Origin of the sequence: Microbacterium sp. UBA3394 (assembly GCF_002358725.1) — a bacterium.
Taxonomy (GTDB): Bacteria; Actinomycetota; Actinomycetes; order Actinomycetales; family Microbacteriaceae; genus Microbacterium; species Microbacterium luteum.
The window spans coordinates 1-3,525 of sequence record NZ_DEPK01000096.1 but is presented as its reverse complement, the minus strand read 5'-3'; the positions used below and the strand labels follow the sequence as shown (position 1 = coordinate 3,525).

At 68.5% G+C, this 3,525-nt stretch carries 5 protein-coding genes; 3 read left to right on the top strand and 2 right to left on the bottom strand.

Translation table 11 applies throughout. The annotated features are described in order from the left end of the window. The first annotated feature begins 10 nt into the window (after nt 1-10). From B4E30_RS05750 to B4E30_RS05740, 3 genes are read left to right on the top strand one after another with little or no spacing between them, the layout of a single operon-like run. Nucleotides 11-421: a GntR family transcriptional regulator gene (locus tag B4E30_RS05750; RefSeq protein ID WP_071044261.1), complete on the top strand. Its 411-nt coding sequence runs from the start codon at nt 11-13 to the stop codon at nt 419-421. Next, the gene (locus B4E30_RS05745) at nt 418-1,317 is read left to right on the top strand and encodes an ABC transporter ATP-binding protein (RefSeq protein WP_286793941.1); all 900 of its coding nucleotides are present in this window, start codon (nt 418-420) and stop codon (nt 1,315-1,317) included. The genes B4E30_RS05750 and B4E30_RS05745 overlap by 4 nt, the downstream gene beginning before the upstream one ends. Beyond that, entirely contained in the window at nt 1,314-2,009 is a 696-nt protein-coding gene (locus B4E30_RS05740; RefSeq protein ID WP_286793939.1) for a hypothetical protein, read from the top strand. The genes B4E30_RS05745 and B4E30_RS05740 overlap by 4 nt, the downstream gene beginning before the upstream one ends. Before the next feature lie 39 nt (nt 2,010-2,048). Here B4E30_RS05740 and B4E30_RS05735 read toward each other — a convergent pair whose 3' ends face one another. Further along, complete coding sequence (locus B4E30_RS05735) at nt 2,049-3,131, bottom strand: ATP-binding protein (protein ID WP_286793937.1); 1,083 nt, start codon at nt 3,129-3,131, stop codon at nt 2,049-2,051. A gap of 5 nt (nt 3,132-3,136) precedes the next feature. Then, nucleotides 3,137-3,430: a chorismate mutase gene (locus B4E30_RS05730; protein WP_071044258.1), complete on the bottom strand. Its 294-nt coding sequence runs from the start codon at nt 3,428-3,430 to the stop codon at nt 3,137-3,139. Nucleotides 3,431-3,525 lie beyond the last annotated feature (95 nt).

Genomic DNA, 3,525 nt, shown 5'->3' with positions numbered 1-3,525 from the left:
GGGGGCGCAAGTGATCGAAGAAGGCAGGGCGCTGTTCCTGCAGATCGCGGAGAGCGTCGAAGACTCCATCGTCGACGGCAGCCTTCCCGAAGAGGGGCGGGCGCCGTCGACGAACGAGCTCGCCGCCTTCTACCGCATCAATCCGGCCACCGCCGCGAAAGGAGTGAACATGCTCGTCGACAAAGGGGTGCTCCACAAGCGCCGCGGCATCGGCATGTTCGTCGCACCCGGAGCCCGTGAGCGGCTCCTCGACGAGCGCCGCACCGCCTTCGCGGACCGATACGTCGAACCGCTCCTCGTCGAGGCCCGCAAGCTCGGCCTCGGGCCCGACGACCTCGGCCGGCTCGTGCGCGAGCGAGCCGCCGCATCCGACCAGACCATCGCGACCGACCGAACCGAAACAGGGGGAACCACACCATGACCGCCGTGATCGAGGTCAACGGCCTCACGAAGCGCTATCGCGACACCGTCGCGGTCGACGACGTGAGCTTCACCATCGAGAAGGACACCATCTACGGACTCCTGGGCCGCAACGGCGCGGGAAAGACGACCGTGATGTCGATCCTCACCGCGCAGAACTTCGCCACGTCGGGTGACGTGACCGTGTTCGGCCAGCAGCCCTACGAGAATGCGCACGTGCTTCAGCGCATGTGCTTCGTGCGTGAAAGCCAGAAGTATCCCGACGACGCCACGCCGCTGCACGCGTTCCGCGCCGCGAAGCTGTTCTTCCCGAACTGGAGCCAGGATCTCGCCGACGAACTCGTCGCCGCCTTCCGCCTGCCCCTCAAGCGACGCATCAAGAAGCTCTCCCGCGGCCAGCTGTCGGCGGTGGGGGTCATCATCGGTCTTGCCTCGCGCGCCGAGATCACGTTCTTCGACGAGCCCTACCTGGGGCTGGATGCGGTGGCGCGGCAGATCTTCTACGACCGGCTCGTCGCGGACTACAGCGATCATCCGCGCACCGTCGTGCTCTCCAGCCACCTCATCGACGAGGTCTCCCATCTCATCGAGCGCGTGCTGGTCATCGACGAGGGCCGGATCCTCATGGACGAGAGCACCGACGAGGTGCGGGATCGTGCCGCCAACATCGTCGGCGATGCTGCGGCCGTCGACGCCTTCGTGGCCGGCCGTGAGGTGATCCACCGGGAGAGCCTCGGCCGGGTCGCGAGCGTGACCGTGCTCGGCGCCCTCACGGACGACGACCGTCAGCGTCTCGCCGAGGCCGACCTGGAGGTCGCCTCGGTCTCGCTCCAGCAGCTGATCGTGCGTCTGACGCAGCACGCGTCGAGCACCGCATCCCCGGAGGTGTCGCGATGAACCGCACCCTGAACGTCATCCGTCTGCAGCTGGTGAACCGCCAGACCTACGTATGGGTGCCCCTCATCGTGCTGACCGGCGCCTTCGTCGTGACCCTCGCGATCTATGCGCTGCTCAGCAGCTCGGGCCTTCCGGGACCCTTCTACGGCGGCGGCGCGCAGGCGCCGCTGTGGTACTTCCTGTTCGTCGGCATCCAGGCGCTGACGATGACCTTCCCGTTCTCCCAGGCCCTCAGCATCACACGACGCGAGTTCTATCTCGGCACCCTCGCCACCGCGACGATCACCGCGATCCTGCTCGCGACGGTGTTCGTGATCGGCGGCTTCCTCGAAGACGCCACCGGCGGCTGGGGCATGAACGGATACTTCTTCCAGCTGACCTGGATCTGGGAAGCGGGATGGTGGGCCGCCTGGCTGTTCTACTTCGCCTTCACCGTGCTGGTGTTCACGATCGGCTTCGCCTCGGCAACGCTCTACAAGCGCTTCGGGCCCCTGTGGGTGGCACTCGTCTACACGGCGCTGGCGCTGCTGCTCGTCGGCGTGATGTGGGTCATCGGGCGCCTCGACGCCTGGGGACGGGTGTTCACCTGGTTCGTCGAGCAGGGGGCGGTCGGACTCACCCTGTGGGGACTGCTGCTGACCGTGGTGCTCGCAGCGGGATCGTTCCTGACCCTTCGTCGCGCGACGCCCTGAGGCCGTTCGCCACGATCCGTCCCTCCGCGCCGGCTCCGGTCAGCGCAGGGGGACGGCGACGTCGGAGCCGCCTTCCTCGGTCAGGCGCGCGCCCATCTGCACCAGCACGGGCGAATCGACGAACCCGCCCGCGAACAGGGCCTGCCCCTGCGCGAACGCCGACGAGCGCTCCAGCATCGACGCCGGCGCGTAGCCGAAGACGTCGGCGAGCTCGGCGAGGTCCTTCGGCGAACTCATCCGCATGAGGGCGAGGTTGTCGCACTGCGACAGGGCGTTGATGTGCACCTTCGACGGGCGCTGCGTCGACAGCAGCAGCCACAGCCCGTACTTGCGGCCCTCGGCGGCGATCTGCACGATCCGTTCGGTGAGCAGCCGCTCGACGGGGGTCGACGGGTCGGGGCGGCAGAGGTTGTGCGCCTCGTCGATCACGATGAGCCGTCCGACGCGCTCCTCGCGGTGCTCCCACAGGTGGTCGAGCACGGCGAGCGCCGCAGCCCGCGACTCCGCCGGTGTCGGAAACCCGCCGAGGTCCAGGACGGTCGCATCCGCCCGCTCGTCGAGGTGGTCGCCGACGTTGCGTCCGCCCCACGCCCACAGATCCCACTCGCTGATCCCCAGGTTCTCGAGGCGATTGGCGAGCTTGTCATGCACCGGCGAGCCCTTGGCCCGGAGGTGGGCGACGAGGTCGCGGTCGTCGATCGCGTGCACCTCGTCTTCGAGGCGCAGCAGGTGGTTGTACTCGTCGGCGTCGAGGATCGGATCGATCTGGGCGACCGCGGCCTTGGACTTCAGCGGCAGGTTCGTGAACTGCACCCGCAGGTCGTGGTCGCCGTTCTTACCGAGCACGCGCACGTCGCGCGAGCGCAGTTCGTCGGCGGATGCACGATCCGCGCCCGCCCGCATCTCCCCGAGACGCACGAAGTCCGAATTCGGGTCGAGGATGACCAGGGGCAGCTCGGTCTCGAGCATCACCTGCTCGAGCAGCACGCCGAGCGCGTAGGTCTTGCCCGACCCGCTCTGGCCGCACCAGAACGTATGGCGGTTGAGCTTGCGGGCGAGCACGTGCGCGCGGGCGCCGTCGCTCGACTCGAGCAGGGTCCCGATGGGGAGTTCGGCGGCCATCGCGGTCAGCGGGCGTCGGCGGCGGCCGTGTGGTGGCGGATGACCTCGGCGACGACGAAGTTGAACCACTTCTCGGCGAAGGCCGGGTCGAGGTCGGCCTCCTCGGCGAGGCGTCGGAGGCGCGCGACCTGCTGCTCCTCGCGCGAGGGGTCGGATGCGGGCATCCCGTGATCGGCCTTCAGCTCACCCACCTGCTTGGTCGCACGGAAGCGCTCGGCGAGCACGAAGATGAGCGCCGCATCGATGTTGTCGATCGTGGCGCGCAGCCGCAGCAGGGTCTGCTCGGGCGTCTCGGTCATGTCGTCCTCCTCGGCGCGGCGGGGCTCAGCAATAGAGTGTGAGCATGACCGAGGTTACCGACTCGCCCGACGACGCCGCGACGCCACCCGCGGCG

Bases quoted from the DNA above. Each gene is read 5' to 3' on its own strand.
- B4E30_RS05735 (WP_286793937.1), bottom strand. From the start codon at position 3,131: ATGGCCGCCGAACTCCCCATCGGGACCCTGCTCGAGTCGAGCGACGGC.
- B4E30_RS05740 (WP_286793939.1), top strand. From the start codon at position 1,314: ATGAACCGCACCCTGAACGTCATCCGTCTGCAGCTGGTGAACCGCCAG.
- B4E30_RS05745 (WP_286793941.1), top strand. From the start codon at position 418: ATGACCGCCGTGATCGAGGTCAACGGCCTCACGAAGCGCTATCGCGAC.
- B4E30_RS05730 (WP_071044258.1), bottom strand. From the start codon at position 3,430: ATGACCGAGACGCCCGAGCAGACCCTGCTGCGGCTGCGCGCCACGATC.